The sequence below is a fragment of the Neobacillus niacini genome (assembly GCF_023715785.1).
Taxonomy (GTDB): Bacteria; Bacillota; Bacilli; order Bacillales; family Cytobacillaceae; genus Neobacillus; species Neobacillus niacini_E.
Window position 1 is genome coordinate 12,821 of record NZ_JAMBOX010000028.1, and the last position, 25,022, is coordinate 37,842.

Genomic DNA, 25,022 nt, shown 5'->3' on the forward strand with positions numbered 1-25,022 from the left:
TGGAGGGTTTATTATGGAATATAAACAAGTTGAAAAACTTACAAGCAGTCAACTGAACGATTTAGTTCGGTTATTTCAGATGGAATGGTGGACGAAAGGGCGCGATCCGAAAGAGGTGAAGGCCATGGTGGAACATTCCGATATCATTGTCGGTTTAATCGCTCTCGAGACGGAAGAGTTGATTGGATTTGCCAGAGTGCTTAGTGACTTTGTCTATAAAGCTTTCATTTTCGATGTGGTGGTCAGTGAGCGATACCGTGGACAATCGCTGGGCAGAAACCTAATGGATGCAATCATTCATCATCCCAAGCTCCAAGGGGTCAAGCATTTCGAACTATATTGCCGCCCTGAAATGCTGCCGTTCTATCAAAAGTGGGGTTTCACAGAAGAGTTGGGGGCGTTGCATTTTATGCGGAGGGTGAACAGCAAGTAATTTTTTAAAAAGCTGTTTTCATAGAGTAGTTGATTTGAGACAAACTCTCGGTCGATAAGAAGGGCGAAGAGCACTAAACGACCGAGGCGGTGGAAAAACCAGTCTCTCGGTCGATAAGAAGTGCTCAAAACGCCCGAAGCGGTGAAAAAACTGGTCGCCCGGTCGATAAGAAGGGCTCAAAACGCCCGAAGCGGTGAAAAAACTGGTCGCCCGGTCGATAAGAGGGGCTCAAAACGACCGAAGCGGTGGAATAACCAGTCGCCCGGTCGATAAGAAGGGCTCAAAACGCCCGAAGCGGTGAAAAAACTGGTCGCCCGGTCGATAAGAAGTGCTCAAAACGCCCGAAGCGGTGAAAAAACTGGTCGCCCGGTCGATAAGAAGGGCTCAATACGACCGAAGTGGTGGAATAACCAGTCGCCCGGTCGATAAGAAGTGTTCTAAACGACCGAAGCTATGGAAAATTCAGTTCCCTGGTCGATAAGACGAGCTAAAACGACCGAACTTATTGAACAGCCTTCTTTCCGTTTGTTATGAAATAGAGAACAATCAAAATATCCCCGTGAGGTGTAACATGAAAAATTTGACCTTTCCGAATTCGGTCAAGAAGGAATTTTATTACAAGCAATATGACGAATCGTTAAAACAATGGAATATGGAGATAGACACGTTTTTTATTGAAACGACTTTTGGGAAGACGCATGTGATTGCCTGTGGCCCGAAGGATGCCCAGCCTGTTGTGCTGCTTCATGGCATGACCGTCAGTTCTGCGATGTGGTTTGCGAATGCTCCGGTTTGGTCGCAATACTACCGAGTTTATGCCATTGATATCATGGGGGATTTTGGAAAGAGTGAATGTCAGCGTCCAATCACAACTTCTTCGGAGTTGAATTCCTGGCTGAATGAAGTGCTGGATGCCTTAAAAATTGACGATATGTATTTAATCGGCCATTCCATGGGAGGATGGATCGCGTTACAATACACGTTACAGTCAGAGAGAGTCAGGAAACTAGTTTTATTGGCGCCCGTGATGAGCTTTAGCAGTCTGAATTGGAAATTCCCGTTTAAATTATTGCCGGCAACTCTATTGAGAAATTCCTATTCTATTAGGAAATTGTATAACTGGATGTTTGCGAAACAAAATACGCCTAACCAACTACTATATGCTCAATTTTTGGCAGGCTATAAATTTGGGAGAATTCAATTAAAAGTGGCCCCAAGCGTCTTTAATGAAACAGAGCTGAGTAAATTGCTGCCAGAAACATTAGTCCTCATCGGAAAAGAAGAAGTCGTGTATTCATCTGTTCAGCAGGCAGTCAACCGAGCTGAACAATCGCCAAAAACGACAGTACAGCTTATTCCCGACAGTTCACATTGTTTGCCAGCCGAACAAGCAGAGACCGTAAATAAATTGGTCCTTCAATTTTTGGAGTGAACCACAGAGACGGTTCTTACCCTATTTTTACTAAAGGCTATAAGAACCGTCCTTGTTTGTTTTTAGTAGAGCACTCGCCAATTATGGTTGCAGCTTGGATAAACAATTTTTCTTTTTAATAAATAGTTTGCCAGTATTTCGGTCATGTCGGTTTGGATTTCTTTGATGACAGGTCTATCTTTAAACATTTCATAGTCGCCGCCGCCGCCGGCCCGATAGTTATTCATTACCACATCATATTGCGCGGAAAGGTCGATCGGCGTCCCTTTATACTCCAGTTTCACTACTCGTGAGCCGATGGGTTTGGAAATGTCTATTTCATATTCTATGCCTTCCCACATATCATAATTGTAGTGCTGCGGTTTCGGCTCAATAAATGCCGGATTCACTTGAATTTCCTTGTTTTCATCCAATCTGAAATAAGTGGCCCCTTTTTCTAACGCGTCTTTGATGTCTTGGCCGGAAATCCGAATTACTTTTAATGTATTTGGATAGATATAATTGGACACGATGTCCCGCATCGTCACATCTTCTTTAAAACCTGGCGAGGTATTATCGAATAAGGCGGTACTCGAAATATCGACTCCTGCTGCATCCATCTGAACGTGATTGATAAATTCAATTAACGGGTGATCCTTTAACCTTATTGCAAAAGCGTCATCGACCAATATTCCTCCGATGATTCTGCCAATGGGCATGTCGAGCCATGCTTGTGTTTCCGCTTCATCTTCACGAGCAAGTGCCAAGACCGCTTCATCGGCAGCGGTCGCATTTGTCACTTCTATCAACTCGGTTGCTTTGTCTTCCACCACCCAGCTTCCATCTTTCCATGAAAATGTGACCGTGACTTTCCCTAGCATTTGACCTGCAGAACCCGGCTGAACAATCGTAACGTCGTTTACATCCTGGGCTATCATGCGGTGTTGATGTCCGGTTAGTAACACATCAATTCCTTCGATTTCATGGCATATCCGGTAGCCTTGATTTTCTCCGGTTAAGGATTCTGTCAGTTCCCCTGTAGACAGATCCCTTTCAAAGCCTCCATGATAAGAAACCACTAATAAATCGTACGTTTCATTTTCTTTTATATAGGAGACCCATTTTTGGGTAGTCTCAAATGCATCCTCAAATGTCAATCCGGCTATATGGCTCGGGTTTTCCCAATTGGGGATATAATGGGTCGTCACTCCTAGGACGGCTATGCGAAGCCCATTTGAAAATTCCTTTATAAAGTATGGCTTCCCAAAGACTTCGGCATGATCATCTGCATTGATAATATTGGCTGATAGCCATGGAAAATGGGATTCGTTAACCGCTTGGGTTAGCAGATCCATTCCATAGTTAAATTCATGATTACCGATAATCGCTGCGTCATAGTCTAATTCATTTAGAATCTGTATCACCGGGTTTTTCCTTGTTTGGCGGAATTTTGCATAATGATAGGTTAATGGTGTCCCTTGAATGACGTCGCCATTATCAATTAAAAGAGTGTGCTCATATGTTTGTCTCATTTGTTTGATTAAGGTGGCTATTTTTCCAAGACCAGAGTTTGTTTCGCGATGCGTTCCATAATTATGTGGAAAAACATTGCCGTGTACATCGCTCGTTTCCAAGATCACCAATTCACATTGTTTCATTTATTTCCCTTCTTTGTCGTTAATTTATACATTTATTATAAGGATAGGAGACATTAAATAACATTTAACGATAAAAATTTACAAATTTTATAAAACATTTACCAAATTTTCGTCGTATCATTACCAGTTGTTTACAATTAATTAACAATACGATGCTATACTTCGTTCGTAGTAAAAATTTCTCATGACTTTTGGAGGTTAACAGATGTTTAAATTCAAAAAGTTAGCGGCCATTGGAACTTCCTTGGCAATCGCTGCAGGTCTCTTAAGCGCATGTGGTTCGACGAGTGCTTCAACTGGTGATTATGTACCAAAAGAGTTGACTGTACAATTCGTTCCATCACAAAATGCCAGCACGTTAGAGGCAAAAGCAAAACCGTTAGAAAAGCTTTTAAGCGACAAACTAGAAATTCCTGTAAAAGTAAGTGTTTCGACCGATTACAATACCATCATTGAAGCCATGGATTCAAAGAAAGTCGATATTGGATTTTTGCCGCCAACTGCGTATGTCATGGCACATGAAAAAAAGGCAGCAAATGTATTACTTCAAGCACAACGCTTTGGTGTTGACGATAAAACAGGACAGCCTACTACAGAATTAGTAGATTTCTATAAATCAATGTTTATAGTAAAGAAAGATTCAAACATTAAAAGTATTAAAGACTTAAAGGGTAAAAAGATTGCTTTCCAAGATGTCACTTCTTCTGCCGGTTATGTCTGGCCTGCTGCATCCTTGATGGATGCCGACATTGATCCGACGAAAGATGTTCAAGGCATAACTGTTAAAGGTCATGACCAAGCAGTTGTGGCACTTCTTAATGGAGATGTGGATGCTGCTGTTATTTTCCAAGATGCCCGAAATATCGTGAAAAAGGATTACCCTTCTGTGTTTGAAGATACAAAGGTACTTAAATTCACAGAAAAGATTCCAAACGATACCATCTCTGTCCGTGCTGACATGGACAAAGAGTGGGTCAAGAAAATTCAAGATGCGTTTGTTGAGATCGGAAAAGATGATGAAGGTCACCAAATTATCAAAGATATTTATTCACACGAAGGCTATACACCATCAGAAGACAGCGTATTTGATATCGTTCGTGACTATGCTAAAAAGGTAAAAACTGAGTAACCGTCCCCCCCTTAAGATTTTTTAATATATCCGAGCCAGTAAGATTTCTTGTACTGGCTTTTCTTTTTCCAAAAATATATCAGATGATGAAAGTTGGTATACAAAAGGTGATTGAATTTAAAAATGTCTCAAAAACATATCCAAACGGTGTGAAGGGCTTAAAAAATATAAACTTAACCATTGAAAAAGGAGAGTTTGTAGTAGTGGTCGGATTATCAGGAGCAGGAAAATCCACCTTATTGCGCTCTATCAATAGATTAAATGAAGTGACCGAAGGTGAAATTGTCATTGCTGGAAAGTCAATTACGAATTCTTCTGGCGCTTCGCTTCGTAGGATTCGTCGTGATATCGGAATGATTTTCCAAAGTTTTAATCTTGTTAAACGATCGACCGTTCTTCGAAATGTACTGTCAGGACGTGTCGGCTACCATTCTACCTTTAGAACAGTACTCGGCCTGTTTCCAAACGAGGATGTAAATCTGGCCTTTGAAGCGCTAGAGCGGGTGAACATTTTAGATAAGGCCTATACACGTGCGGACCAGTTATCTGGGGGGCAGCAGCAGCGCGTATCGATTGCACGGGCCTTGGCGCAGGAGGCAAAGATCATCCTCGCAGATGAACCTGTTGCCTCGCTCGATCCTTTAACGACTAAGCACGTGATGGATGATTTAAGGAGAATCAACCAGGAATTAGGGATCACAACCGTTGTAAACCTGCATCACGTTGATTTGGCCCAGGAATATGCAACAAGGATTATTGGGATGCGCGCTGGGGAGATTGTGTTTGATGGTCCGGTGGAAGAGGCAACCGATGATAAGTTCTCTGAGATTTATGGGCGTCCGCTCCAAAACAATGAGCTTTTAGGAGCGACGGTATGATGAATCAGCCAATAAAAACGTCCATCCCAAAGCCTCCCAGTAAAATTAAAAATTATGTAACGCTCCTTTTGGTTCTTTTCCTTCTATGGGGAAGTTCTATCCAAACCGATTCCTCTCTGGCTGAGCTTGTAGCGGGTTTTCCTAATATGATGGATCTGCTGAACCAGATGGTCCCGCCCAATTGGGGCTATTTTGATAACATTACGGATGCCATGCTAGAAACAATTCGGATGGCGGTCATCGGCACTACCTTTGGGGCAATCCTTGCGATCCCGATTGCCCTTTTTTCTGCAAGTAACCTTATTCAAAATATCTGGGTTTTTTATCCTATAAGGTTTATCCTGAATTTAATTCGTACAGTACCTGATTTATTACTAGCCTCGATCTTTGTCGCTATCTTTGGGCTGGGGTCCTTACCTGGTATTCTGGCTTTAATGGTTTTCTCAATTGGACTCATTGCTAAATTAACCTACGAGTCGATTGAAGCGATTGACCCTGGTCCGTTAGAAGCAATGGAAGCGGTAGGTGCCAATAAAATTCAGTTGATTGTCTTTGGGGTGATTCCTCAGGTTGCCGCCCATTTTATTTCATATGTTCTATACACATTTGAAATTAATGTTCGGGCTGCAGCCGTCCTAGGGCTCGTTGGGGCAGGAGGGATTGGGTTATTTTATAATAAAACACTAGGATTTCTTGAATACGATAAAACCAGTTCCATTATTATTTACACATTAGTGGCTGTACTGGCGATTGACTACATTAGTACAAAATTACGGGAGAAGTTATTATGAGTGAAGCAGCAAGAAAGGGTATGAAGCCAAAGAAAAATCGCGCCGGCCTCTGGGGTATTTATTTGGCTTTAGCACTGATATATATTTGGGCTTTTTCTGGAATGAACCTTCCAGAAATCAAACCGACGGCTGGCCAAATTACAAAGTCTATTTTTAATGGTATGTTTCATCCAGATTGGGATTATGTATCTGATCCAGGCGGGGAAGATTTGCTTCACGGCTTGCTTGATACGTTGGCAATCGCGGCATTGGGTACGTTTATATCGGCTGTTTTGTGTGTGCCGTTTGCATTTTGGGCCGCAGCCAATATGAGTAAGGGAAAGGCGGCATCGGGTACGGGGAAATTTGTGCTTAGCTTCATTCGGACTTTTCCTGAATTAGTCATGGCGATTATGTTTATCAAAGCAGTGGGACCGGGTTCCTTTGCAGGGGTACTGGCTTTAGGGCTGCATTCAATTGGGATGCTTGGAAAATTGTTTTCAGAGGAAGTTGAAAATATGGATTTAGGTCCTACAGAGGCATTAATGGCAACAGGGGCGAATCGGTTTCAAATTCTCTGGTTTGCCGTCATCCCGCAAGTGATTACAGGGTTTCTTTCCTACACACTTTACAGGTTTGAGATTAATGTCCGCTCCGCCGCGGTCCTCGGCGTAATCGGTGCAGGAGGAATCGGAACCCCGCTGATTTTCGCTTTAACTTCGAGGGACTGGAATCGTGTAGGCATTATTCTTTTGGGCATTATTGTCATGGTTACGGTAATTGACCTTATCTCTGGTTACTTAAGAAGGAAAATTGTATAAAAATGAGGAAAAAGAAAAGGACCGCGCGGAAATATGTGCGGTCCTTTTCTTTTTCTATTTAATAAACAATAACCGGATCATTGGTGCTGAGGTTATTAAACACGGTTTTCATCACGCTTGGCGGTGTGTTAACACAGCCATGCGAGCCATTGTTCAGATAAATGTTCCCGCCAAATTCTGACCTCCAGTTGGCATCGTGGAACCCCTGTCCGTCATTGGTAAACGGGACCCAATATTGAACAGGAACCTCATAAGTGATTTTTCCGTTCTCTCTGCCCGTCAGGACGGAAGGTGTCTTCTTATAGAGTACATACCACACTCCCTTGTGGGTATCATGACCGGTGCTGTGTTTCCCGGTTACGACATTCGTGGTAAGGACTAATTGTCCGTTTTTGTAGATCCAAATTCGCTGCTGGGCAATGGAGACTTCGGCATACGTACCGCCAATGCCATTGTTCGCGATCGTTTCATATCCGTAACCTTCACCCTTCCAGCCCTTGCCGTAAATATTGGCGGCGGCAACAGATTTCTCCCCATTTTCAAAAGCTGCCTGAATCAGCGGTGTTTCCTTGTCAACATTGATCGCCCAGCCATAGCCTTTACCTGGAACTGATATCACCGAACCGGAAGAGGTTTTGAAGGAAAAATTTTTATTTAGGGTGGATTGTGTATTATTGATTTCAGCAATCTTATTCTTAATGTCACCGGCATCATCAATCGTAATCTGCAAATCTTTTGAAATAGACGCATTCTTAATTAATTCGCTGGCGTTTAATGAATAGACTTTATCCTGAACTTTATATTCAACCGTCTGTGCAAGGAATTCTTCCAGCTTTTTCTGCTGGTTTTTGATAAACTCGCTGTCTTCCTTAATAGGCAGTATGTATACAGGATTAAGATGGATTTCACCAATATATTCTTGCTGGTCGTAATCCTTTAAAAGACTGGCGACGTCATACTGCTTTCCGTCAATGCTGTTCGAGACTACAATGTTCCCTTGTTCCAAATGAACCGTGGCATCTACAGGCGCTTGTAAACCCTGATTCATCGATAACAGCTTTTCTTCTACCTGTTTTTTCAATGTCTGGCTTCGAAATGGATCCTCCTTGGGCATTAAGGAGAAATTTTTCTCCTTTGAGGAAGGAAAAAACGTCCACTGGTCCTTTAGAAATTTTTTGATACTTGGCAAATCTTGTTCGGTAAAGTTCATCTTTGTATCTTTTCCATCTAATATCTGTTGCTCTCCTACATAGACTACATTTGTTAATAATGAGGCTTGTAATTGTCGTAGTCCGTCATCGGCGGTCAGTCCACCGACACTGATTCCATTGATCTTGATTTGTGAATTAAAGTGGGTTGCCTGGTAGTAACTGATCCCCGCGATGGCGAGGGCAATGATCAGGATGATACCAGATACGATAAACTTCCAGTTTGCAAGCCCTTTAGTTGAGTTACCCCCTCGTTTGCCAATTTCTTCAATCGTTACGGTACTTTCCATCAAGATTCCCCCTAGAACTCATTATCCGGCTTTACTATCCTATATACTAAGACTGTTGGTTTTTGGTAAATGTTACCGATTTTAAAAAAAGTAATAATTAATACTACCATTATACTAAAAATCATAATCGAACATTGTCGGATTTTGTTCGGGCATGAAATTTAATCGGTGTGTATTTTATATTTTTTGTACGCCAATGGAGTCATGTTCATGGAATCTCTGAATTTCTCAATAAAGTAGCTTGTACTATTAAAACCGACTTGATAAGCAACTTCAGTAACGTTGGAATCATTTTGCTGAACAATTTCTGTCTGAACATTTTCCAGTTGAAAACCATTAACGATTAAGTTTTTCCAAATGGATGTTAGCTGTTTCATAACAGGCAATCGGCATAACGACCGTATGGTGCTTGGTTAGCTCTTTTAAACTTTCATCAATCATGAAATTTTTCATTTGCATGGCAAACACCTCAATATATTTATATTTTTCTATTCGATATTAGTATTTTTTAAGTACATTTTTTGTGCCATCCTTCGACAATATTATGAACCGTCAACGCTTATTTTTAAGATAGCACCCAAGAATCAACATAAGAGTGTGCGAAGAAAGGAGGGCAGCGGGGTAAATAAGGGAAAATACTTCCATTTGATGCGACAGCGCTTCGTAATGGCCAGTGGACACACGTGGATTTAAGCAGCCATGGTATCCTTGTGGAAGGCGATTTTTACTTGGTTTAACTCTATATCAACGAAAAAATAAAGAAACCGAAAAAATAAGTCCTACAGGGATTCCAATGGGATGGTTTTGCTTCCTGCACTAAATGGAAGCAGAGAACCCGTCCCTTGCTTCCCTCTTTTTCATGTTCCTTGATTACCTTGACAAACTATTCAAAGATGTAACTAATGACTTCCAATGCCTGCTCGACGGTTTCAACGGTTACGTTTGCTTTATTCGATAGTTCCTTTAATGGGTGAATTAACGACTGGGGTCTAATGATGATTGTAGGTTTGTTCATCGCAATGGCCGTGCTGGCATCCATGGCCGTATTCCATTGTTTATACTTCTCGCCAAATAAGGCAATGACAATGTCTGATTTCTGCATTAATACCTGAGTCCGAAAATTATTTATGTCAGAAGCAGCATCGTCCTTATATAAATTTCCAGGCTGTTTGCCAAGAATTTCTTCACCAATCTGATCGGATCGGTCGTGGTTTGTCTGCGGCCTCACAAAGATTAATGGAAGATTTTTTTCCTCTGCTATCTTCTCCACTTCATCCCGCCAATTATCGTGAATTTGCCCAGCCAAATAAACAGTTAACTCCATTAATATCCCTCCAATGGTAGATTTGTTCCAATTCTAATACTATAAAACTTACGGTGAGAATGCCAGAAGGACGATTCTCCGTGCTCCTTAGGAGCCACGAGAAACGTCCTTCCTTCAAGTTTTATTAGGTTTTTAGGTTAAGTCACCTGGTGCTTGAAAGCATTGCTTGACTGGGGGACTGACCCTCTATTTTTATTGACCTAACGTACCCGAGACCTGATTTGACTGCAGCCTCTGTTTCTTCGCCTTCCGGAAATGGAAGAGTTCATAGAATGTCGGAATGACAATCAATGTCAATAGTGTAGACACAAGAAGCCCGAAAATAACGACGACGGCAAGACCTTTTGAAACAAGATTTAAGCTCATTGCCGATTCATGGGCAAACAACAGTGGCACCATGGCAAATACTGTGGCAAGGGCTGTCATCAAAATCGGACGGAGCCGGACGGTGCCCGCTTCCAAAATCGCTTCGCGGATCGTCATGGTTTCTTCGTTGTGACGAATTCGGTCCACCAGCACGATGGCATTCGTGACCACGATTCCCACGAGCATCAGCATGCCGATGCCGGAAGAAATATTGATGCTTGTTTGGGTAACAACCAGCCCTAATAGCGAACCGATAGCCGCAAGCGGCAGTGAAATCAAGATCGCGATGCTGGCCCGGAACGACTTTAAGGTCACAAGCAAAATCATAAACACGATACCGATCGAGAACATCGACAGTTTGGCAAGTTCCATTAATTGATCGGATGATTGCATCGATGAACCGGTAAGCTCGGCGCTTGTGTTTTTTGCAAATGCATCATCTTTGTTCCAAGTCGGCAGCTGCTGCTGAATTTTTCCGGCCACGTCCACCATCTTATCTGGATTGACTTGAGCCGTGACTTGAAGATAATGATGGCCATCTTTTGTAAAAATGATTCCCTGCTCCTGACTTTCTTCTACCTTTGCGATACTTGATAAAGGAACGGGACCAGTTGGTGTCATGAGCTGCAGATTTTTTAAATCGTCTGCTGTTTTAATTTCTTTCAACGCTCCCAATTTCACAGCCGTAGTGCGGTCTTCTATTTTGACGGCGCCAATCACAGCGGGCTTAATCATCGCATAAATCGACTGGGAGATTTCCTGCGCATTAGCTGCTTTTGAATCCACTTCAATGGTAAGGGTTGGCTTTGTATTTTGATCGTTGCTTTCTACTTTTTCGACACCATCAATACTTCCTACCTTTTCCTTTACAAAATCAGCGGCTTTTTTAATGTCGGCATCATTTTTTCCAAGGACATCAACCGAAACAGTGGTGGTATTGGCTCCTAGTAATCCTGCGGTGTCAGCCGTCAGCTCCGCGTCTGGAAATTGATCTTTTGTTTTGCGGATGTCTTGGACAAACTTGGCGGAATCGGTCCCTTCCTCAGGGAACACCATAAAGCGAACGGCATTTGCATCTGACAGGTTGCCGTATTGCGCCGCTTCTTCATTGATTCCTGCGATGGCAATATGGGTTTTTACCCCCTCTTTATCGGAAAGAATCCCTTCCATTTTTGAAACATCGTCTTTTATTTTGCTAAAAGGGGTGCCACTATCATAGCGAAGACCGATGGCTATGTAGGCGGAATCCTTTTGGTCGACAGACCCCTTTGGCATGCTTAAAAATAATCCGATGGACCCGACCACAACCAGAACGGCTATCGTGATGGGAAGCCATTTGTGGTTAAGCGACCATTTTAACAGAGAAGGATAGAAAGACTTGCTCTTGTGCTCTTTTACCTTTACCTTTGTCATCATCCGTGCGCTGAGTGCCGGTACCACGGTAAGCGACACAAGCAGGGAAGCCAGTAATGAGCATGTGATGGTAATCGCGAACGGAGCAACAATATCCCGTAATCCTCCCGAGACGATCAGCATCGGCAGGAATACCGCCACAGTTGTGAGCGTGGATGAGGTGATGGCTGCGCCCACTTCCTTAACCGCATCAATCAAAAAGGCAGGGGTTAATTCATTGTTTTTCTTTCTTCGGTATATATTTTCGACCACCACGATACTGTCATCGACGAGCCGTCCGACTGATACCGCGATTCCACCGAGTGTCAGAATGTTTAAGGTGACGCCAAAGAAGGAAAGCAGAATCATTGTTATGCAAAGGGACAACGGTATGCTGACAATCGTAATCAGGGTCATGCGGAAACTGCGCAGGAATACCCAGATGATCAGCGTGGCAAATAATGCCCCGGTCAATACTTCTCTTGTCATCGAGTTGATGGAATCAAGAATCGTATCCGCCAAATTTATCACAAACGTTGCTTGGAGGGTTCCCTTATAGTCTTGATTGATTTTTTTGACGGTGTCTTCCACCTGTTTTCCAAGAGTTACTGCATTAGAAGTGGAATCCTTTTGAATGACGACGTCAATAAAAGGCTTGCCATCCAAATGGGTGATGCTCTCGGTCTCTTTTTGCAAGGTAATCTTGGCAACATCCTGCAGTTTGGTGTTCCCGTTTAACTGGATGTTTTTGAGGTCATCCAATGATTCCATTTTTCCTGTGACGATAATGCTGGTGGCTTCATTGTTTAGCGTTAGATCGCCCATCGCAACAGTGGCATTTTTTCCTTGAAGCAGCGTATAAAGTTTTTCAAGCGGGAACTGTGCGGCTGCCAGTTTGGCCGGGTCGACTTCAATCATTACTTGTTGATTTCTGCCGCCGTTTGTGATGACATTACCGATACCCTTTAAATCCTTGAGCATCGGCATAATTTCATTTTCTACAATGTTTAGCTCAGTATTGCCAATTTCTTTATCAAAAGTAAGACCTAATTCTACGATGGGAATTTCAGATGTGTTGAGGTTAACTACATATGGCTTCATGACACCATTGGGGAGTTGGACCATCGAAATTCTTTCTTGGATTTGCTGTTTTGCTTCTTTTACATCAATGCTGGAGTCAAAGGTGACTGTCAGTTGGGTAAAATTATTCCCTGTTTGTGCGACGACATTTTGTTTTCCCTTGACGCCGCTTATTGCTTTTTCAATTGGCTGTGTAACCTGTTCATCCATGCTGACAGCATCGACACCTTGACCCACAACCGAAATGGTGACGTACGGTTGGTCGGCAGATGGCATGAGTTCCATGGGAATCGTGGTGTAATTAAAAATTCCAAAAATCATCGAGGCGAGCACAGCAAACGTCAATGCCGCTTTATTCCGTAACGCCCACTTGGTAAACCAAGTCATAAAGAATTTCCCCCTAGTTCAAAAGTAATATAAACAGGTAAATTATACCTCTTATATTACACTATGAATAGGTGGCTTTTACTATATTTACAAAAATTTTACTATAGGGGGAAGAAGGAAGGAACCTCTAGGGAAAAAGGCAGAAGGGGAACCCCCCTCTGCCCGATCGCTATCCTAATATTCTCAGAGATTCCCGAACAAATGCCGGAATGTCATCGGGGTTTCTACTTGTGACCAGTTGATTCTCGCAGACTACCACTTCTTTGTCTTGCACATTTCCACCGGCATTCTTTAAATCAACCTGAATCGACGTATATCCGGTTACATCGCGTCCTTCAAGTGTTTCTGCTGTTATCAGCAGCTGAGGACCATGACAAATAGCGAATACCGGTTTATTGGCATCCATGAATGCTTTGGTAAATTGAACAAAACGTTCATCTGCACGAAGAATATCTGGAGAAAACCCGCCCGGTATAAAGAGTGCATCAAATTCTTCCGGGGAAACCTCATCAATACTTTTATCGATGACGACCTCGCTATTTTCTTGCTTTCCCTTCACTGTTTTCCCTATTTCCTTTTCAATTGTGGTTACTTCATGCCCTTTTTCCTTAAAGGATTTCACAGGTTCCGTGTACTCCGAATCCTCAAAATAATCTGTTACTAAAACCGCAATTTTTTTGCTCAATACCCTCACTCCTTCATTATTAAAACTACCCGTTTTTAAATGAATGAAACATTTAAAGGTGCCAAAACATATAAAAGGGAAAGGGAATATAGCAGCAACACTTTAGTCGAAATACTTTTGTAAGTCTTCCTCAGTTAATTTGGTCTGAGCTTTTTCCAGGGTTTTTAGCTGGCCCATCAGCTCTTGGATAAAGTCGATTTGCAGCTGGTAGTGGGCAAACATGTTATCGAATTGGAGTTTGGCGATGGGGTCGAGGGTGACGTATTGTTCTTTTGTTTTTTGCCCCGCTTGCAGTAGTGCCAATTCTTTTTCTAATAGCTGCAGCTGTTCTTCAAGCCCTGCTAGCTTTTCTTCCAATGACAGCTCATGCATAAACGACATCGCTGTGTATAAAGTGCTAGGCAGGTTGACCGATTTCTCCCGCAGGCTTGTTTTCACTAACTGGAAAAATTCCTCCTGCCCTTTTTCCGTAATTCTATAAATCGCTTTAATACGGTGACCGGTTTGTTCTACCGAATCAACCTCTACCAGGCCCTCTTTATCCATTTTTTTTAACGCATGATAAATCGAACCGGGCAGGACACCTGCCCAAATGTCCGATTGATTCGTTTGAAGGATCTGCTGAATTTCATAGCCGGACAGCGGTTTGATTCGCAGCATTCCCAGTACCATTAGACGCACCATTGCTAACACCTCAAGTTTATTTAATCAACATTGACTATTACGTTAAAATTAATATACCATTTTACCTCCGATTAAACAACTGCACGCTGTTTTTTCTTGTATGTTTTCACTCGAAGCTGCCCGTTTGTTTCCCACTTAAAGGTGAGGGCCGCTAACATAAGCAAAACCGCAGTATAAATGACTAGTACAAGAATGGATCCTGCAGGCGACTCACTGGTAATCCCAAGTACAGACCTTAATCCGTGTACATAATAACCGAGCGGGAATAAGTTTCCCATGGTTGAAACCCATTCTGGTGCATTTTTTAGCGAGTAAAATGTATCTGTCCCGAAAATCATTGGCATGAAAAACAGGTTCGAAATCATATTAATTTGCCCTTCATTATTGGCAAAATTCGAAATCAAAAAGCCTAGGCAGGTAAAACATAGAATACCGATAAACATAAGCCCGATGGTTCCTAACAGCGCCCCAAAAGATACCATCACATCAAACAAGAGCACCCCGGCTGCCAGCACCAGCAAGTTAATCAAAATTCCCAGCAATGTCCGGGCAGCCGTCATCAGAAAAATAAAGCTGATCGTTGGGTAGGGGGTCAATTTCAGCAGTTTATACACGCCGCGGCTCCGCTGCCAGTGAACCTGAAACGCGATCCCGGAAACTCCCCAAAACAAAGAGCTTAAGGCGATGACTCCCGTGACAAGCCTCGGTGAATAAGCTGCATTATCGAAATAATATCCCAAACCAATTAACAGGACGATTGGAAAGATCACCGAATAAAACATGGTAATTTTGTCTCTTAAAGATGTTACTAGCATCGTTTTAAAAATGGTTGTCATTGTTCATTACCTCCAATAGTTAATTGCAAATATAACTCTTCTAAATTTTGTACATTGTGCGATTCGCACAATTCTATAGCTGATCCTTCAGCAATCACGGTGCCTTGGTCAATCATCATCACCCGATGGGATAGCTTGGTGACTTCATCCATATCATGAGAAGTAAAGACGACCGATGTCCCTCTTTGGTGCAATTCCATAATGAGTTGGTGAATTTCTCGGCGAGATTTTGGGTCTAATGCTGCCGTTGGCTCATCTAGAAATACCACTTTCGGGTCATGGACCAGTGCTACTGCAATCGCCAGCCGTTTCTGCTGTCCGCCGGATAATCTGGAAGCTTCCGTCTTCATGACGTCGTGCAGTCCGCATAACGTGAGCAGCTCCATACCTGCTTGTTTGGATAGCTTTTTTTTGTAAAAAGCGGCAAATAGTTGTAAATTTTCAAACGCTGTTAATCCTGGGAAAAAGGGAGTGGCTTGCAATTGAACGCCAACGGCCTTACGAAAATCCTTTTCCCAATAGGATACTTCCCCAGCATCTGGTTTTTTCAGCCCGAGTACCATCTCAAGCGTGGTCGATTTCCCAGCCCCGTTGGGTCCAATGATGGCAAGAATCTCGTTTTCATACACACGAAGTGAGACCCCTTTTACCACAGTTCTTGAGCCATATTGCTTCATAAGTCCCTGTGCGTTCATTAAAATTGCTGTCATGTTTGTTCCTCCTGAATATAATTAATGTTAAATACTCAACGTTGAATAAAAGAGTAAAATAAAAGTTGAGTTTGTATACTCAACGTTGAATAATTCAATTTACATATAAAATATATCACCTTAATTTTCATTTGTAAACCATAATTTTAAAATTTTTCCAGATCCGAATGGAACATTTCATTGACAGGGCAAGTGGCAATCTAAAAAATATCTTTTACCGCAAAAAAGGCTGACGGGACTTTATATATTGTAAAACGCGGTACGTCATATAGGATAAAGTAAAGACAAGTAAGGCGTCCATTATGTTCCACAAAAGGTTATGGGAGAGGTGCGCCAATCCGAGTGAGTTGAACAAAATGTCCACAATATCAATCAATAAGACATGGATGGCATAGATCCCCAAAGCGTTGCTGCCTATTTTTGTGATCGGCAGGCCTTTTCCAAGCCGCGGGTAATGGATGATGAATAAAAATAACATCACAGTTAGGAATATAGTCGATAAAAAGTATTCACCATGTTTCGCAGACAACTGCTTTTCCAGCCAATATCCCTCCATAGCCTGGAGCACAAAGAAGAAACCGAGCAGCAGAAAGTACGTCTGTTTTTCCCACCTAATAGATTGAATAAGAGGCAATGCACTGGCAAATGAGAATCCCAAAGTTGTATAAAATAAACCAATAAACAGGGCATCCCGGGTGGATAAAGTGATTTCAAAGAAAAGAGAATAAGATTGTCCAAATAGACCTATTATATTTAAACAAAGGCTAAGGAAGAAGAGCAGTGATATTTTTTTTAGCTTAAAAAAGAGGTATACAGCGGCTGTGCTCCATGCCAGGGAAATAACAAACCACAATTGGTATCCGCTTGTACCGTGTCCATAATAAAACAGATTGAGAGCGGTCAATCCGTCAATGAACTTGGATAACTCGTGCTTCACGTTTCCGCCACTTAAAGAAATTCGCACCACATCATAAAGGATATAAAACACAAGCCAACTGACATAAATTTTCAGCAGTTTTGTTACATACCTTTTAAAATATTCTGTTGATTTGGGATGATGGATTACTTTGAGACCAAACAAGAACCCCGAAGCAGCAAAGAAAAAGGGGACGGCAAACCTGGAAAAGTTATCAAGTAGAAAGAACCCAAGCTTATCGTCACTTGGGAAAGTATGAATGACCACAACCGCTGCAATCGCAAAAAATTTAACAAAATCAATCGCAAAGTTTCTCTCCATCGATTCGCCCTCAATCCCGGTTATTACTGACAATCACTCCTGCTATAGTATTTCCTAAAAATGATATCTTTTATTAGCTTAGGCATATTTCCGTTCGTTCTGTTCTTCGATCACCTCTGTGTACTGCCAAATTAGATTTTCAAAAATCCGGTTCCAGCTTTGTGTTAGTGCATAATTTCTACCAGCTCCCCCCATTTGCTTTCTAATGGAACTATTTTTTATAAGATGAATAATTGCTTTTGTAAATTCTTCTACATTTCCCGGGGTGCATAAAATTCCGTTTTCACCACATTTAATAATATTTTTTACTCCACCCGAATTTGCACCGATGACTGGAATGCCACTGGCAAGTGCCTCAAGAACAACATTTCCGAATGTTTCAGTCGCAGAAGGAAAAACAAATAGGTCGGATGCGGAATAGGCTTGAGCTAAACTTTTTCCATTTAGGTATCCTGTAAAAATGACGTTAGTTGGTGCTTGAGCTTCGAGTTTTTCGCGTAATGGGCCATCCCCAATGATTAACCACTGTATTTTTTCATTTAATTCTGCGGGCATAGATTTTGCGACAGCTAGAAGTGTTTCCGGATCTTTTTCTGGCGCTAGCCTGCCAACGTAAGTAAGCAGGTACTTTCCTTGAGAACGGTAAAGACTTTTGACAGTCGCAGGATCATAATGAGGGTGGAAAAGCTTACAGTCTACGCCTCTTGGAAAAATCTCTAAATTGGTAAATCCATGCTGTTGTAGCTGCTGGTACGTATCATTGGAGGGAACAAATAATTTTTCAAAAGGTCGATGGAACCAATGCATATATTTCCAAACAATTTTTGAAAGATAGTGCATTCCATAGTACTGTAAGTAACGATCGAAATTGGTGTGATAAGAACCAACAAGAGGAATGTTACATTTTTTTGCAAGATAAACACCGCAAAGTCCGATGGAAAAGGGAGTGGCAACATGGATTAAATCTGGAGAAAAATCCTCGACGATTGACTTGATTTCGAGAAGATTTGGTACAGCCAAGCGACATTCAGGATATAAGAAAAACGGCAGGCTCGTAAATCGGTGAATATGGGCTGATATATATTCTTTACCATTGGAAGTTGGGGCAAAGACCTTATAGGTAATGTGTTGCCCACCTAAATAATTGGTCAATCGTTTAAGGGTCTGGGCAACACCATTGATGTCCGGATCAAATGTATCTGTGAAAATGGCAATCTTCATATCATCCCTCCTCCTTAAAAAATGCAGCATTTTATCTATTAACAAGACTTTCTTTAAGCATAGCGCGCCTTCCTATTGATAGATACGTAATCGAATGCTTTTGAATTTCCTCAATCGCGTAGCAATTTCGCCCATCAATGATGATCGGGTTTTTCATAAAGGAAGGATATATTTCAAGTGGGGCATATTTAATTTGGTTCCATTCTGTGGCGATAATCGCCAGTTCGGCTTCGTGAAGCGCAAATCTAAGATCATAGGCGTATTCAATTGTATCGCTAAACATGCGCTGTGCGTTTGGAATCGCTACCGGATCATAAGCTCTGACAATGGCTCCTTCTTTGAGCAGTTCGTTTACAATCCTAATCGAGGCTGAACCGCGGATATCATCCGTATCAGGCTTGAATGCCAATCCAAGCAATGCTATTTTTTTACCTTGTAACGAGCCTATCGTTTCTTTTGCCATCAAAACAGGCAAGGATTGTTGCCGATTATTGACGTTAATGACCGCCTCTAGTAAATCGAAATGATGTTCAACATCACTGGCGATTCCTAAAAGTGCTTTTGTATCTTTAGGGAAACAAGACCCGCCATAACCAATTCCCGCCCTAAGAAAGTCAGGACCTATCCGTTTATCGAGCCCTACTCCAAACGCCACTTCCTCAATATCAGCACCGACCTTTTGGCATAGGTTGGCAATTTCGTTAATAAAGCTAATTTTCGTTGCCAAAAAAGCGTTGGAAGCATACTTGATCATTTCTGCGCTCCTAATATCCGTTGTAATGACTGGAATATTTAAGGGTTGGTACACTTTTTTCAAAATCGAAGCTGCCTCAAGATTATCGGTGCCGATTACGATTCGGTCGCCATGGAAGAAATCATGGACAGCTGAGCCTTCCCGAAGAAATTCAGGATTTGAAACCACCTCGACACGAAGAGTCGGAGCCTTTTGATTGTCGATCATCCGTTGAATGAGGTCGTTTGTTCCGACTGGCACAGTACTTTTTGTGCAAATAATGACGTCATTTTCAATATAGTGAGCTATTTGTTTGGCAACCTCATGGATATATTTGAGTTCTACTGAACCTCCGGGCATCTCAGGGGTTCCTACGGCAATAAATATGATTTCAGTAGTTGAATAGGCAAGCTGAGGATCAACTGTAAAGGCTAAATTGCCGTTTTGAATATTTTTTGCCAAAAGATGCTCAAGCCCTGGTTCGTAAATGGGCAAACGATTGTTTTGAAGAGAGCCAATTTTCTTCTTTTGAATGTCAATGCATGTGACCTGATGTCCTAATTCAGCCAAACAAGCACTCGTAACCAATCCCACATATCCTGCTCCAGCAACGGTAATTTTCATGGAATCCCCCCTAAGGTAGCTTACTTATAATATATTAGGAAAATAAGTATTTTTTCTAAACCTGGTGTTAAAAGAGTGTAAAGACTTCATTAACGTTAGCTTCGTTTTGTCTATCGTCCTCTTAAATTTTTACAAAAATATATAGTGTATTTACAAATACTCCATAAATTTAAAATATTCATATTCTATACTTCTACTAAATGTCTAAATTTGTAGAAAAAGTTGGTAGGATGAGAAGGAGGAAATGGGATGAAGAAAAAAGGAACGTTCACTCGGTTCAAGAAGACTTTTTTAGCCAGTACTATACTAGCTTCAGGCATCGGAATGAATATGCATGATGCAAATGCTGCAACATCGATTCAAAATTCGATAGAGGTCAAAAAAATTGCTGGGTATAGCATGGGTTTAACAAATGAAGATGGCGGCGTTGCTGAAATTGTAAAATACAATTCCGATAACAAAAAATTTTACGCGATTAATGGATATGGTCAAACCATTGATATTGTTAGTCTTCAAGATTTAACCTCTTCCGAAACAGTACAACAACTGCAAAAAGAAAAATCTATCAAAATTGCAGACGCGGTAAACGAGGGTACTTTTAAATATGGAGACTTAACAAGTATTGATATTAACACGGCTCAAGACATGATTGCTGCAACGGTTCAAGATGCTGATTATACAAAAAACGGAAAAATAATCGTCATGAATTATGACGGAGAAATTCAAAAAACCTTCGAAACAGGTGTACAGCCAGATATGGTTAAAATATCAGCTGATGGAAAGTATATTTTATCAGCGGATGAAGCGGAACCGCGTGGGGGTCTTGATGCAGCAGACCCGGAAGGATCCGTAACGATTGTCGAAGTGGAAACGGGTAAAATAACCAAAGTAAAGTTTGATGACGAAAGTGTCATAGATGATGATGTTCATATTCGAAACAATGGAACAAAAGCAGATGCTATTAAAGATTTGGAACCTGAATACATAGCGATTTCAAACAATGGTAAAAAAGCATTTGTTACATTACAAGAGAATAATGCGATTGCAACGATTGATATTGAAGCAGGGAAAGTATTATCTGTGAAATCTCTTGGATATAAGGACCATTCTTTGCCTGGAAATGAACTGGATGCTGCAAACAACGGAAAAATAGAATTTGAAAGACTTCCTATTTTAGGGTCCTATATGCCAGATGGCATTTCTTATGCCAATATTGGCGGTACGGATTACCTGATTACTGCAAATGAGGGAGATGCAACAGAATGGCCAGAAGAGGATCCAACGTTTATCAATGTAGCAAACTTTAAGGATGTAAAGAAAACAATTAACCTTGACACGAGTCTTTTTAAAGGTATGTCACCTGATGAAGCCCAAGCGGCCTTTGATAAAATGAAAGGTTCTGATGATTATAAGAAGCTCGAAGTATTAACGGATCGTGGAAATGATGCCATTTATACATTGGGCGGACGCTCATTCTCTATTTGGAAAGCCGATACGATGGAACTTGTTTACGACAGCGGCAGTGACTTTGAAACCATCACGGCAGAGCGTTATCCAAAATTTTTTAACTGGTCGAATGATGATAATAAAATGGATAAGCGCAGTGCGAAAAAAGGGCCAGAGCCTGAAGATGTAAAAGTCGGCATGATAGGCGATCAGCTTTATGCATTTGTTGGACTCGAGAGAATTGGCGGCGTGATGACCTATAACATTTCCAATCCAGAAAACGTCCAGTTTGTAAACTATATAAACAGTAGAGATTTTTCCCAAGCTATTGCGGGGGATGTATCACCGGAAGGACTTGAATTTATTGCACCTCATGTAAGTCCTACGGGGCGCCCACTTGTTTTAGTAGGGAATGAGGTAAGCGGAACGGTTTCTGTTAATGAATTTCAAGTTGATCCTGTGAAACCTATCGAAGGAATTACGCTCGACCAAACAAACGTTAATCTTAAAGCGGGTGATACGGCAAAATTAACTGCGAACATTTTGCCAGCTGACACCACAGACAACAAGGAACTAACTTGGACAAGCTCAAACGAAAAAATTGCAACGGTAACGCAGGATGGCAAGGTAACGGCAATCGCTGAGGGAAACGTAACTATTACCGTTCAAACTAAAAATCCAATACACTCAGCGACTGCTGCCATTACCGTTACGCAACAAACTCCTGCGGAGAAACCAAGCAGCCCGAATCAGGATTTGAATAAGAATGGAGATAGCCTGATTCCTTCAAAAAATAGTGCAGCCGGTTCCAATGCAAATGGAAATCAACTGCAAAACAATCAGTCTGGAAATGAACTTCCGAATACAGCAACAAACCATTTTAACCTTGTAGCAATCGGTTCTATTTTTGTGGTTTTAGGTGGAATGCTCTTACTTCTAAGAAAGAGAAAAATAGTTTAAGAGGATCCAACCTATTAAAAGGCTTAATCATCTTTTTGATTAAGCCTTTTAATTTTGAGAAAAGTGCCAGTCACTCTGAATTGGGGGACCAACCTTCTCGCCTAACTTCTGCTTCAAACTATAAAATATAGGAATACTTGACCTGAATGGACGCATTTATTTTTAGTTTACCGGGCTGGATTGGCGTTCCCGCTTCACTTTTGGCAAAAAGGGCAGGCTGGAGAGGAATGATTGGTGAAGTTTGGTTCAATTCCTGTATGGATAGTGGAACCTTATTTAGCTTTACACCCATTTCCCTCGTTAGTTCTGCAGCTTTAAATTGCGCATCACTCAGAGCAAGTGCCAACGCCTGGCTGTAATAAATCTGCGGGTTTTTCACTTTAAATTCAATATGTGTAATGGTGTTTGCCCCATTCCTAACCGCTGTATCGACAATAAATCCCGTCCGTTCTATCTGATGGTTTTGGACTTGAAGCAAATGGACTACTCTATACCCCCGCAATGTTTGTTTGCCGTTTTCGTAATCATAGACCATTTCGATTCGGTAATCAGCCGTTTTAATATTCTCCTTCGAAATCCCCAAGCTTATGAGTGACTGTATTACTTTAGTTGTTTTTTCATTATTTTCTTGTTGGGCGTTTGTAAGGTTGGGATCTTCCGAATTCACACCCATTGTTATAATGGACATATCTGGTGATGTTGACACCGACCCTTCCCCTGTTAGTTCCAAAATATGTTGGTCATTTCTTAAAACAGAACCCCATACCGGCTGTGCCTGCCTCCATGGATGCTGATTAAACATTTGTGCACTTCCCTTCATTGAGAATACCTCCATACAGTGTATTAGGAAAAATTTAAAATAGATAACAAATCACTGTTACAAATTACTTTTGCCCGGCTAGTTATGTATGGAGCTGATAAGTATAATAGTAAGGGATGCTGGATGACTTGATGTATAATTACTTTGTAGTCAAATCTCCGTTGGGTAAATGCCACGGCGGACATCCTGGAAAAATAACTTAACCATAAGGTGGCGTTATCATGGCACGAGTTTTATTTATTAATGGCGGGTCAGAAGGACATGTCAATCCAACCGTAGGGGTAGTGCAAGAGCTTATTTCGCGTGGGGAAGAGGTCGTGTATTTTACAATTGAAGATTTTCGTGAACGTGTGGAAAAGACGGGTGCAACCGTTAAAACTTTTGATGCCCAAAAGTTTATAAGCGCTTTTATTTCGGGCGGCAGAAAAAATTTACTTGAAAGAATCAATGGGCTTCTGCGTACGGCAGATATCATGATACCTAGCGTTCTAGAGCAAATTGAAGGGGAACGCTTTGATTACATCATCCATGATTCGATGTTTGGCTGCGGACGTTTACTCGCTCAAATCCTTAAGCTTCCAGCCGTCAATTCGTGTACATCATTCGCGCAGTCAGAAGCTTCATTCAATCACATGTTCAAACAGCTTGAAAAAAATATTCCTACGGACACTTTCGATGAATACAAAAGGCTGTCGGCAGCTGTTGAGGAGAAATATGGAGTGAGGATCCATTCTCCATATGAAGTCTTTTGTAATCCCGCACCGCTTACAATCGTTTATACGATAAGGGAGTTACAACCTTCAATAGAAGAATTCGACCAATCTTATAAATTTGTCGGTCCATCTATCACCTCTCGTCAAACGGATGGTAACTTTGACCTAACCCTAATAAAGGGGAAAAGCCTGATTTATATTTCATTGGGAACTGTCTTCAATCAGGCAGTTGATTTCTATAGGCTTTGCTTTCACGCATTCGGGAATACGGAGCATACCGTGATTATGTCGATTGGGGGAAAAGTTCAACCTTCTGAGTTGGGTGAAATCCCAGAAAACTTCATTGTAAAAAATTATGTTCCGCAAATGGAGATACTGAAACAAACGAAATTGTTTATCACGCATGGCGGAATGAACAGTGTCCACGAAGGTCTCTATTTTGGGGTTCCGCTCATTGTTATCCCGCAAAGTGCGGATCAGCCAGCCATTGCCGAACAAGTTGCCCATATCGGCGCAGGCATTCAATTGCAAATGCAAACATTGACTGCAAATCAATTGCTTGAAGCGGTAGATCGTGTGTTAAACCAGCCATCTTTCCTTAAGACTTCATTGAAAATGAAGGAATCCTTGCAAACATCAGGCGGGTATCGGCAGGCTGTAGATAAGATTTTTGAAATGAAAAGGATATATAAAATCTAAATGAACATTTGTTTCACAGATGCATGAGGTTAGTTACATGGAGAAAGGTCATTAAAAAAAGAGAAATTTTCTCTAGGTAAAACTATTTTAAAAAAATGATTGACGCGAACAAAAAATTTTAGTAAGATAATATTTGTCGCTACGGAACATTAAAAAATTCCTGAAATATAGTTGACTTTTGAAAATGGTTTTGGTATAATAAACACCTGTCGCTGATCGGGTTTAATTATTTTAAAAAAATGATTGACTTGATAGTGAAAAGATGGTATATTGTTATTCTGTCTTTGAAATTTGTTCTTTGAAAACTAAACAAACAAAAACGTCAACAATAAAAAAACATCATGTTTCTTCTATATAAAAGGAACATGAGCCAACGTAACTTTATGAGCTAATCAACTCAACTTTATTGGAGAGTTTGATCCTGGCTCAGGACGAACGCTGGCGGCGTGCCTAATACATGCAAGTCGAGCGAATCACTGGGACGCAAGTCCCGCTGGTTAGCGGCGG

Annotated in this window: 20 protein-coding genes, 1 rRNA gene and 2 pseudogenes; 10 read left to right on the plus strand and 13 right to left on the minus strand. The window is 41.4% G+C overall.

Annotated elements, in window-relative coordinates; genetic code table 11:
* Positions 1 to 13: 13 nt before the first annotated feature.
* A complete protein-coding gene (locus M3234_RS27360) occupies positions 14 to 433 on the plus strand; it encodes a GNAT family N-acetyltransferase (protein WP_262307699.1) in 420 nt (139 codons plus the stop codon).
* A 571-nt stretch (positions 434 to 1,004) separates the two neighbouring features.
* The gene (locus M3234_RS27365; protein WP_262307700.1) at positions 1,005 to 1,865 is read left to right on the plus strand and encodes an alpha/beta fold hydrolase; all 861 of its coding nucleotides are present in this window, start codon (positions 1,005 to 1,007) and stop codon (positions 1,863 to 1,865) included.
* 62 nt (positions 1,866 to 1,927) lie between these two features.
* On the opposite strand, the gene M3234_RS27370 is transcribed toward M3234_RS27365, so the two are convergent.
* Positions 1,928 to 3,502, minus strand: a complete 1,575-nt coding sequence (locus M3234_RS27370) for a bifunctional metallophosphatase/5'-nucleotidase (RefSeq protein WP_262307701.1) — start codon at positions 3,500 to 3,502, stop codon at positions 1,928 to 1,930.
* Positions 3,503 to 3,707: 205 nt separating this feature from the next.
* Here M3234_RS27370 and M3234_RS27375 point away from each other — a divergent pair, with 205 nt between their 5' ends.
* The 4 genes from M3234_RS27375 to phnE (M3234_RS27390) all read left to right on the plus strand — a co-directional run bounded on the left by M3234_RS27375 (position 3,708) and on the right by phnE (M3234_RS27390) (position 7,100).
* Positions 3,708 to 4,631 carry a phosphate/phosphite/phosphonate ABC transporter substrate-binding protein gene (locus M3234_RS27375; protein WP_262307702.1) on the plus strand — a complete coding sequence of 308 codons (924 nt, stop codon included), beginning with the start codon at positions 3,708 to 3,710 and terminating at the stop codon, positions 4,629 to 4,631.
* A 107-nt stretch (positions 4,632 to 4,738) separates the two neighbouring features.
* The gene (phnC, locus tag M3234_RS27380; RefSeq protein ID WP_262307703.1) at positions 4,739 to 5,509 is read left to right on the plus strand and encodes a phosphonate ABC transporter ATP-binding protein; all 771 of its coding nucleotides are present in this window, start codon (positions 4,739 to 4,741) and stop codon (positions 5,507 to 5,509) included.
* Positions 5,509 to 6,300, plus strand: coding sequence for a phosphonate ABC transporter, permease protein PhnE (gene phnE / locus M3234_RS27385; RefSeq protein ID WP_396953999.1), 792 nt, complete (start codon positions 5,509 to 5,511; stop codon positions 6,298 to 6,300). The genes phnC and phnE (M3234_RS27385) overlap by 1 nt, the downstream gene beginning before the upstream one ends.
* A complete protein-coding gene (gene phnE, locus M3234_RS27390) occupies positions 6,297 to 7,100 on the plus strand; it encodes a phosphonate ABC transporter, permease protein PhnE (RefSeq protein WP_262307705.1) in 804 nt (267 codons plus the stop codon). The genes phnE (M3234_RS27385) and phnE (M3234_RS27390) overlap by 4 nt, the downstream gene beginning before the upstream one ends.
* Positions 7,101 to 7,158: 58 nt before the next feature.
* On the opposite strand, the gene M3234_RS27395 is transcribed toward phnE (M3234_RS27390), so the two are convergent.
* Complete coding sequence (locus M3234_RS27395; RefSeq protein WP_262307706.1) at positions 7,159 to 8,598, minus strand: L,D-transpeptidase family protein; 1,440 nt, start codon at positions 8,596 to 8,598, stop codon at positions 7,159 to 7,161.
* A 161-nt stretch (positions 8,599 to 8,759) separates the two neighbouring features.
* Positions 8,760 to 8,996, minus strand: a pseudogene (locus M3234_RS27400) (helix-turn-helix domain-containing protein); the annotation flags it as partial.
* A gap of 243 nt (positions 8,997 to 9,239) precedes the next feature.
* On the opposite strand from M3234_RS27400, the pseudogene M3234_RS29795 reads away from it, so the two are divergent.
* Positions 9,240 to 9,332, plus strand: a pseudogene (locus M3234_RS29795) (hypothetical protein); the annotation flags it as partial.
* Positions 9,333 to 9,481: 149 nt separating this feature from the next.
* Here the strand turns inward: M3234_RS29795 and M3234_RS27405 are convergent.
* The 9 genes from M3234_RS27405 to M3234_RS27445 all read right to left on the minus strand — a co-directional run bounded on the left by M3234_RS27405 (position 9,482) and on the right by M3234_RS27445 (position 19,877).
* Positions 9,482 to 9,922, minus strand: a complete 441-nt coding sequence (locus M3234_RS27405; protein WP_262307707.1) for a YtoQ family protein — start codon at positions 9,920 to 9,922, stop codon at positions 9,482 to 9,484.
* Between the two features lie 192 nt (positions 9,923 to 10,114).
* Positions 10,115 to 13,147, minus strand: coding sequence for an efflux RND transporter permease subunit (locus M3234_RS27410; protein WP_262307708.1), 3,033 nt, complete (start codon positions 13,145 to 13,147; stop codon positions 10,115 to 10,117).
* A 169-nt stretch (positions 13,148 to 13,316) separates the two neighbouring features.
* The gene (locus M3234_RS27415) at positions 13,317 to 13,832 is read right to left on the minus strand and encodes a type 1 glutamine amidotransferase domain-containing protein (RefSeq protein WP_262307709.1); all 516 of its coding nucleotides are present in this window, start codon (positions 13,830 to 13,832) and stop codon (positions 13,317 to 13,319) included.
* 102 nt (positions 13,833 to 13,934) lie between these two features.
* Positions 13,935 to 14,516, minus strand: coding sequence for a PadR family transcriptional regulator (locus M3234_RS27420; RefSeq protein ID WP_262307710.1), 582 nt, complete (start codon positions 14,514 to 14,516; stop codon positions 13,935 to 13,937).
* A gap of 71 nt (positions 14,517 to 14,587) precedes the next feature.
* A complete protein-coding gene (locus tag M3234_RS27425; RefSeq protein ID WP_262307711.1) occupies positions 14,588 to 15,352 on the minus strand; it encodes an ABC transporter permease in 765 nt (254 codons plus the stop codon).
* Positions 15,349 to 16,062 carry an ABC transporter ATP-binding protein gene (locus M3234_RS27430; RefSeq protein WP_262307712.1) on the minus strand — a complete coding sequence of 238 codons (714 nt, stop codon included), beginning with the start codon at positions 16,060 to 16,062 and terminating at the stop codon, positions 15,349 to 15,351. Before M3234_RS27430 ends, M3234_RS27425 begins: the two co-directional genes overlap by 4 nt.
* A gap of 214 nt (positions 16,063 to 16,276) precedes the next feature.
* The gene (locus M3234_RS27435) at positions 16,277 to 17,332 is read right to left on the minus strand and encodes an acyltransferase (RefSeq protein WP_262307713.1); all 1,056 of its coding nucleotides are present in this window, start codon (positions 17,330 to 17,332) and stop codon (positions 16,277 to 16,279) included.
* Between the two features lie 45 nt (positions 17,333 to 17,377).
* The gene (locus tag M3234_RS27440; protein WP_262307714.1) at positions 17,378 to 18,520 is read right to left on the minus strand and encodes a glycosyltransferase family 4 protein; all 1,143 of its coding nucleotides are present in this window, start codon (positions 18,518 to 18,520) and stop codon (positions 17,378 to 17,380) included.
* Positions 18,521 to 18,551: 31 nt separating this feature from the next.
* The gene (locus M3234_RS27445) at positions 18,552 to 19,877 is read right to left on the minus strand and encodes a UDP-glucose dehydrogenase family protein (protein WP_262307715.1); all 1,326 of its coding nucleotides are present in this window, start codon (positions 19,875 to 19,877) and stop codon (positions 18,552 to 18,554) included.
* A gap of 249 nt (positions 19,878 to 20,126) precedes the next feature.
* Between M3234_RS27445 and M3234_RS27450 the strand changes: the two genes are divergently transcribed.
* Entirely contained in the window at positions 20,127 to 22,283 is a 2,157-nt protein-coding gene (locus M3234_RS27450; protein WP_262307716.1) for a choice-of-anchor I family protein, read from the plus strand.
* A gap of 118 nt (positions 22,284 to 22,401) precedes the next feature.
* Here M3234_RS27450 and M3234_RS27455 read toward each other — a convergent pair whose 3' ends face one another.
* Positions 22,402 to 23,103 carry an SIMPL domain-containing protein gene (locus M3234_RS27455; RefSeq protein WP_262307717.1) on the minus strand — a complete coding sequence of 234 codons (702 nt, stop codon included), beginning with the start codon at positions 23,101 to 23,103 and terminating at the stop codon, positions 22,402 to 22,404.
* A gap of 221 nt (positions 23,104 to 23,324) precedes the next feature.
* On the opposite strand from M3234_RS27455, the gene M3234_RS27460 reads away from it, so the two are divergent.
* Positions 23,325 to 24,515: a macrolide family glycosyltransferase gene (locus M3234_RS27460; RefSeq protein WP_262307718.1), complete on the plus strand. Its 1,191-nt coding sequence runs from the start codon at positions 23,325 to 23,327 to the stop codon at positions 24,513 to 24,515.
* 403 nt (positions 24,516 to 24,918) lie between these two features.
* Positions 24,919 to 25,022: ribosomal RNA gene (locus M3234_RS27465) — 16S ribosomal RNA — on the plus strand; the annotation flags it as partial.

Coding starts and splice junctions, on each gene's coding strand:
- M3234_RS27365 (WP_262307700.1), top strand. CDS start 1,005: ATGAAAAATTTGACCTTTCCGAATTCGGTCAAGAAGGAATTTTATTAC.
- M3234_RS27425 (WP_262307711.1), bottom strand. CDS start 15,352: ATGACAACCATTTTTAAAACGATGCTAGTAACATCTTTAAGAGACAAA.
- phnE (WP_396953999.1), top strand. CDS start 5,509: ATGAATCAGCCAATAAAAACGTCCATCCCAAAGCCTCCCAGTAAAATT.
- M3234_RS27360 (WP_262307699.1), top strand. CDS start 14: ATGGAATATAAACAAGTTGAAAAACTTACAAGCAGTCAACTGAACGAT.
- M3234_RS27455 (WP_262307717.1), bottom strand. CDS start 23,103: ATGAAGGGAAGTGCACAAATGTTTAATCAGCATCCATGGAGGCAGGCA.
- M3234_RS27460 (WP_262307718.1), top strand. CDS start 23,325: ATGGCACGAGTTTTATTTATTAATGGCGGGTCAGAAGGACATGTCAAT.
- M3234_RS27440 (WP_262307714.1), bottom strand. CDS start 18,520: ATGAAGATTGCCATTTTCACAGATACATTTGATCCGGACATCAATGGT.
- M3234_RS27375 (WP_262307702.1), top strand. CDS start 3,708: ATGTTTAAATTCAAAAAGTTAGCGGCCATTGGAACTTCCTTGGCAATC.
- M3234_RS27445 (WP_262307715.1), bottom strand. CDS start 19,877: ATGAAAATTACCGTTGCTGGAGCAGGATATGTGGGATTGGTTACGAGT.
- M3234_RS27410 (WP_262307708.1), bottom strand. CDS start 13,147: ATGACTTGGTTTACCAAGTGGGCGTTACGGAATAAAGCGGCATTGACG.
- M3234_RS27450 (WP_262307716.1), top strand. CDS start 20,127: ATGAAGAAAAAAGGAACGTTCACTCGGTTCAAGAAGACTTTTTTAGCC.
- M3234_RS27405 (WP_262307707.1), bottom strand. CDS start 9,922: ATGGAGTTAACTGTTTATTTGGCTGGGCAAATTCACGATAATTGGCGG.
- M3234_RS27395 (WP_262307706.1), bottom strand. CDS start 8,598: ATGGAAAGTACCGTAACGATTGAAGAAATTGGCAAACGAGGGGGTAAC.
- M3234_RS27420 (WP_262307710.1), bottom strand. CDS start 14,516: ATGGTGCGTCTAATGGTACTGGGAATGCTGCGAATCAAACCGCTGTCC.
- M3234_RS27370 (WP_262307701.1), bottom strand. CDS start 3,502: ATGAAACAATGTGAATTGGTGATCTTGGAAACGAGCGATGTACACGGC.
- phnE (WP_262307705.1), top strand. CDS start 6,297: ATGAGTGAAGCAGCAAGAAAGGGTATGAAGCCAAAGAAAAATCGCGCC.
- M3234_RS27430 (WP_262307712.1), bottom strand. CDS start 16,062: ATGACAGCAATTTTAATGAACGCACAGGGACTTATGAAGCAATATGGC.